The sequence below is a fragment of the Methylobacterium sp. genome (assembly GCF_019750675.1).
GTDB lineage: Bacteria > Pseudomonadota > Alphaproteobacteria > Rhizobiales > Beijerinckiaceae > Methylobacterium.
Map to the genome: position 1 here is coordinate 1 of NZ_JAIEOF010000119.1, position 5534 is coordinate 5534.

At 69.8% G+C, this 5534-nt stretch carries 7 protein-coding genes; 1 reads left to right on the top strand and 6 read right to left on the bottom strand.

Going from position 1 to position 5534, the window contains the following annotated elements; genetic code table 11:
• Nucleotides 1–29 precede the first annotated feature (29 nt).
• Nucleotides 30–980 carry an alpha/beta hydrolase gene (locus K2X24_RS06200; RefSeq protein ID WP_292495773.1) on the top strand — a complete coding sequence of 317 codons (951 nt, stop codon included), beginning with the start codon at nucleotides 30–32 and terminating at the stop codon, nucleotides 978–980.
• A 68-nt stretch (nucleotides 981–1048) separates the two neighbouring features.
• Here the strand turns inward: K2X24_RS06200 and K2X24_RS06205 are convergent, their stop codons facing one another.
• From K2X24_RS06205 to K2X24_RS06230, 6 genes are all read right to left on the bottom strand, one after another.
• Entirely contained in the window at nucleotides 1049–2044 is a 996-nt protein-coding gene (locus K2X24_RS06205) for an asparaginase (RefSeq protein WP_292495764.1), read from the bottom strand.
• Nucleotides 2045–2058: 14 nt separating this feature from the next.
• Nucleotides 2059–2265, bottom strand: coding sequence for a Trm112 family protein (locus K2X24_RS06210; RefSeq protein ID WP_238280215.1), 207 nt, complete (start codon nucleotides 2263–2265; stop codon nucleotides 2059–2061).
• A 25-nt stretch (nucleotides 2266–2290) separates the two neighbouring features.
• Nucleotides 2291–2959 carry an LON peptidase substrate-binding domain-containing protein gene (locus K2X24_RS06215; protein WP_238280216.1) on the bottom strand — a complete coding sequence of 223 codons (669 nt, stop codon included), beginning with the start codon at nucleotides 2957–2959 and terminating at the stop codon, nucleotides 2291–2293.
• 28 nt (nucleotides 2960–2987) lie between these two features.
• Nucleotides 2988–3881: a thioredoxin gene (gene trxA, locus K2X24_RS06220; RefSeq protein ID WP_292495767.1), complete on the bottom strand. Its 894-nt coding sequence runs from the start codon at nucleotides 3879–3881 to the stop codon at nucleotides 2988–2990.
• Nucleotides 3882–4060: 179 nt separating this feature from the next.
• On the bottom strand, nucleotides 4061–4612 hold the full coding sequence (locus tag K2X24_RS06225) for a hypothetical protein (RefSeq protein WP_292495769.1): 552 nt from the start codon (nucleotides 4610–4612) through the stop codon (nucleotides 4061–4063).
• 50 nt (nucleotides 4613–4662) lie between these two features.
• Nucleotides 4663–5534: glutathione S-transferase family protein (locus K2X24_RS06230; RefSeq protein WP_292495771.1), on the bottom strand; the 872-nt coding region annotated here is incomplete at its 5' end.

Sequence of the window (5534 nt, forward strand, 5' to 3'; positions counted from 1 at the left end):
AGCTCGACACCGCCACCCGCCGCGGCCTGATGACCGTGGGGCTCGGCGCCGCCGTCGTGGCCACCGCGTTGGCGACGGAGGCAGCCGAGGCTGCACCCGGAGCCGCCCGCAGCGCCACTGCCCCCGCCGGGCCGTCCGCGAAATCCGAGAGCGGCTTCCTGACGACCCAGGACGGTGCCCGGATCTTCTACAAGCAATGGGGTCCCCGGACCGCCCAACCGGTCGTCTTCCATCACGGCTGGCCCCTGAGCGCGGACGACTGGGACGCGCAGATGCTGTTCTTCCTGCAGAAGGGCTACCGCGTCATCGCCCATGACCGCCGCGGCCACGGCCGCTCGACCCAGACCGACAGCGGCAACGAGATGGACACCTATGCGGCCGACGTCGCGGCGCTGGCCGAGCACCTGGACCTGAAGAACGCGTTCCACGTCGGCCATTCCACGGGTGGTGGAGAGGTCGCCCGCTACGCGGCGCGGGCGAAGTCGGGTCGGGTCGGAAAGGCCGTCCTCATCGGCGCGGTGCCGCCGATCATGCTGCAGACCCCGGCCAATCCGGGTGGCCTGCCCATCGAGGTCTTCGACGGCTTCCGCAGCGCCCTGGCGGCGAACCGCGCGCAGTTCTTTCGGGACGTGCCGGCCGGGCCCTTCTACGGTTTCAACCGGGCGGGGGCGAAGGTCAGCCAGGGCCTGATCGACAATTGGTGGCGCCAGGGCATGATGGGCGGCGCCAAGGCCCATTACGATTGCATCAAGGCGTTCTCGGAGACCGACTTCACGGCGGACCTGAAGGCCATCGAGGTTCCGGTGCTCATCCTGCACGGCGCGGACGATCAGATCGTCCCGATCGCCGACAGTGCCGAGCTGGCCATCAAGCTCGTCAAGAAGGGCACGTTGAAGGTCTATCCGGGCCTGTCGCACGGCATGGCCTCGACCCATCCGGACCTCATCAACGCCGATCTGCTGGCTTTCTTCCGGACCTGAGCCCCCGACGGGGGACCGCCGTGCTCGGGGCGCCGGACCCGGCCGGGCGCTTCCCGCGCCCGGCATCCCTAGCGGTCGTAATACGCCTGCAAGGCTTGGCGGTCGCGGGTGATCGGCAGGGCCAGCAGCGCCAGGACCCGGGCCTTGTCGGGGGTGAGATCGTCGGCGAAGACCGCGCCGGCAGCGCGCAGCGTGCCGCCGCCGCCCTTGAAACCGTAGACCGGGAGCGCCCGGCCATGCGGAACCTGGCTCGCCACCACGATCGTGACGCCGGCCGCGATCGCCTCCACCACCGCGTCGTAGAGGGCCTCGTTGACGTTGCCGAAGCCGTAGGCGGCGATCACCACGCCCTCGGCCCCGTCCGCCACCGCGTGACGGAGCTGGCGACCGTCGCTGCCGGCCGCCATCGCCACGAGATCGACCCGGGCGAGCCGGTCGGGCAGCGGCAGGGTCTGGCGGCGCAGGGACTTCCGGGCGAAGACCACCCGGTCCTCGTCGATATGGCCGAGGAAGCCGGCCTCGCCGGAATTGAAGGTCTCGACGTTGTTGGTGTGGGACTTCCGCACCTCGCGGGCGGCGTTGATGTTGTGGTTGAGCGTCACCGTGACACCCAACCCTCGTAGGTCCTCGCGTGCGCCCTGGGCCAGGATCTGCCGGACCGCGTTGAGGAGGTTGCGCGCCCCGTCCGCATCCGCCTCGGAGGCGTTGCGCTGGGCGCCCACCACCACCACCGGCTTGTCGCTCGCGAGCGTCAGGTCGAGGAAATAGGCGGTCTGGTCCAGGGTGTCGGTGCCGTGGAGGACGATGGCGCCCGCGATCTCCGGCCGCGCGAGCAGGCCCGCCACCGCGCGGCTGAGGTCAGGCCACAGGGCCGGGCCCAGATAGGCGCTCGGTACGTTGGCGAATTCCAGTACCTCGATCCGCGCGAGGTCGGATAGACGCGGCACCGCGGCGACAAGGTCGGCCCCCGTCAGGGCCGGAACCGGCGCGCCCGTGCCGGGATCGTGCTTCATCGCGATGGTGCCGCCGGTGGCGACGATGGCGACGGTCGGTCGATCGGACATACCGCGGAGACCGCTCAATCGGTCAGCGCGCGCGCCTCTTCCGGCAGCATGATCGGGATGCCGTCCCGGATCGGGTAGGCGAGGCGGGCGGAGCGGCTCACCAGCTCCTGCCGGGCGGCGTCGTACTCGAGGGTGTCCTTCGTCAGCGGACAGACGAGGAGCTCGAGGAGCTTGGGGTCGACGCGGGTGGCCTCGACGGGGCTCGGGGTGTCATCGGCCATGGGGGTGTCCTTCCGTATCGAGAAACTACTGCAGCGTCGGCTCGGAGCCCGACCCGCGCACCAACTCCATTTCGGTCACCGCGATCAAGACCTCGGCCCGCGTCTTGAGATCGGGAGCCTCCAGCATGGCCTGCTTCTCGCGGGCGCCGAACGGGCTCATCATGCACAGCGCGTTCACCAGCGCCTCGTTGGGCGCCTCCTCGATGCCGGCCCAGTCGACCTTGAGGTCGTTGACCTCGACGAAGTCGCGCAGCGCCTTCAGCACGCCCTCCCGGTCCACCGCCTCCTCACCGGCCCGCGCCTCGAAATCGGTGGCGAAGTCGTCGTAGGAAACCTGGCAGCGGCGGTAGCGGGTGGTGGTGGCGAGTTCGCTCTCCACCCGGAACCGAGCGATGCCGGTGAGGGAAATGAGGTAGCGCCCATCGCCGGTCTCGGCGAACTGGGTGATGCGCCCGGCGCAGCCGACGCGGAACAGCTTCGGCGTCATCGGCGACGAGCCTGCCTCCACGTCCGGCTGGATCATGCCGATGATCCGGTCGCTCCGCAGGGCGTCGTCGATCATGGCGAGGTAGCGCGGCTCGAAGATGTTCAACGGCATCTGTCCGCGCGGCAGGAGCAGCGCACCGGGCAACGGGAACACCGGAATCACTCCGGGGCAATCGGCCGGTCCCTTGTAGCCCGCATGCGTGCTCATCGTGTTCCCCTGCGGTTCGTTCGCGGCCTCACGCAAAGACCAGGGTGGACAGGCGTCGCCGCCCGCGGATCGAGGCCTTGTCCATCAGGCCCCAGGCCTCGAAGAAGGTGAGGAGCTGCTTGCGCGCCGCGCCCTCGTTCCAGGTCCTGTCCCGGCGCTCGATCTCGATCAGCTGGTCCACCGCCTCGTCGCGCATGTTGCGGCCGTTGAGGCCGAGCGCGAGGTCGAAGCGGGCCTGGAAGTCGTTCGGATCGGCGTCGATCCGGGTCTGGAAGGCACCGAGGTCGCCGAGCGCCGCCGCCTGCTCCGCGAGCTCGATCGCCGCGCGCACGCTGGCGAGTCCGGCATGGGCGGCCTTGTCGGCGGGGGCCATGGCCACGAGCTGCTTGGCGTTCTCGATGTCCCCGAGGTCGAGCTGGATCTTGGCGAGCGCCGCGATCGCGTCGACGTTCTCGGGCTCCTCGGAGAGAACGGCGGCGTAGAGCTGCGCGGCTTGCGCGACGTCGCCTGTCCCGAGGAGCGCCTCGGCCTCGGACATGGCCGCCTCGATCGGCGTCGGGCCGGCGGGACCGGCGAGGCGCGTGATGAATTCCTTGATCTGCGCCTCGGGCACCGCGCCCATGAAGCCGTCCACCGGCTGGCCCTTGTCGAAGGCGATCACGGCCGGGATCGACTGGATGCCGAGCTGACCGGCGATGGAGGGATGCTCGTCGATGTTCATCTTGACGAGCTTCACCTGACCGGCGCTGCCCGCGACCACCTTCTCCAGAACGGGGGCGAGTTGCTTGCACGGGCCGCACCAGGGCGCCCAGAAATCGACGAGCACGGGCTGCTGCATCGACTCGGCGATGACGTCCTGGCGGAAGCTCGCCGTGGTCACGTCCTTGATGGTCCCGCCCGGCATCGGCGCATCGTTCAGCATAACGTCCTCAAGGCCTTCGTTTGGATCCGTGGGAGAGTCCGGTCTGTCCGTCCGTCCCGTCCTGCGTCAAGAGATGGGAACTCCGCGCGCTCGGACCAGAGCGGACGTCCACACGCAATCGCCTCGATCTCCCGCGCGTCCTGCCCTCGGGCGGCCGACGCCGTCGATGCGCGAGGGCCCTAGCGGGCCGGTGCGGTCCCACCGGCCTCGGTGCCCGGCGTCTTGGGGGCGGGCATCTTGGTGTCGGGCATCTTGAGATCGGGCATCTTGGGATCGGGCGTTTTGGCATCGGTCACGAAGGTGCCCTGGTAGGTTCCCTTGGCGGCGTTCGCCTCGCAGGTGATCGCGGTCTTGCCCGGCTCCGGCGTGCTGAAGGCGCAGGCGCCGACGGCGACCAGGGGCCCCTGGACCACGCCGTCCTTCGTGGTCTCGCTCGGGATCACGAGGTTGATGGGCTGGAGCGGATCGGTCTCCTCGGTGCGCTCCTGCTGGGCGCCGTTGCCGCTGAAGCTCAGGGCGCGCCCCTCGGCGGCGAAGTCGAAGCTCGTGCGGTTGCGCGAGACCGTGTTCATCAGGGTGTTCTTGCAGGAGGCGGTCACGTCCTTGCCGGCGATCACGAGCTTCTCGCAGCGGCCCTCCAGCTTCACGGCGGTCTGGGCCGATACGGATGTGGCCGCGAGCACAGGCAGGGTCGCGAGGAGGAGAAGGCGGGCAGTCGGGAGCAGCGTCATGGTTCCGATGTAAGGCTGGGCACCGATCTGTCGAGGGGCCCCCTCCCGGCTCAGGCCGGAAAGCGGGCTGCGCGGTCGTTCGGCGCCGCGAAGTCGAGGGCGGGCCCAAGCGGCACGATGCCGGTCGGGTTGATGGTCGGGTGGCTCTCGTAATAGTGCCGCTTGATGTGGGTGAGGTTCACCGTCCCGGCGACCCCCGGCAGGGCGTAGAGGTCGCGCAGGTAATTCGACAGGTTGGGATAATCGGCGATGCGCTGCCGGTTGCACTTGAAATGCCCGACATAGACCGCGTCGAACCGCACCAGGGTGGTGAACAGGCGGATGTCAGCTTCCGTCAGCCGGTCGCCGCAGAGGTAGCGCGCCGCGTCGAGGCGGGCCTCCAGGGCGTCGAGTTCGGCGAACAACGCGGTGAAGGCCTCCGCGTAGGCCTCCTGCCCGGTGGCGAAGCCCGCCTTGTAGACCCCGTTGTTCACGGCGTCGTAGACCCGGGCGTTGACCGCGTCGATCTCGCCGGCGAGGTCTGCCGGGTAGAGGTCGGGTTCCCCGGTCCCGAAGGCCCCGTTCAGCATGCGGACGATCTCGGCCGACTCGTTCGACACGATGACGCCGCGCCGCTTGTCCCACAGCACCGGCACGGTGACGCGGCCGGTGAAGCCGGGATCGTTCTTCAGGTAGACCTCGTACAGGCGGGTGGCGCCGTTGACCGTGTCGGGCGTGGCGCCGGGCGAATCGCCGAACACCCAGCCCTCCGCCCCCATATGCGGATCGACCACCGAGACCGAGATCGCCTCCTCCAAGCCCTTGAGGGCCCGCACGATCAGGGTGCGGTGGGCCCAGGGGCAGGCGAGCGAGACGTAGAGGTGGTAGCGCCCGGCCTCGGCCGGGAACCCGCCCTCCCCGCTCGGACCGGGGGAGCCGTCGG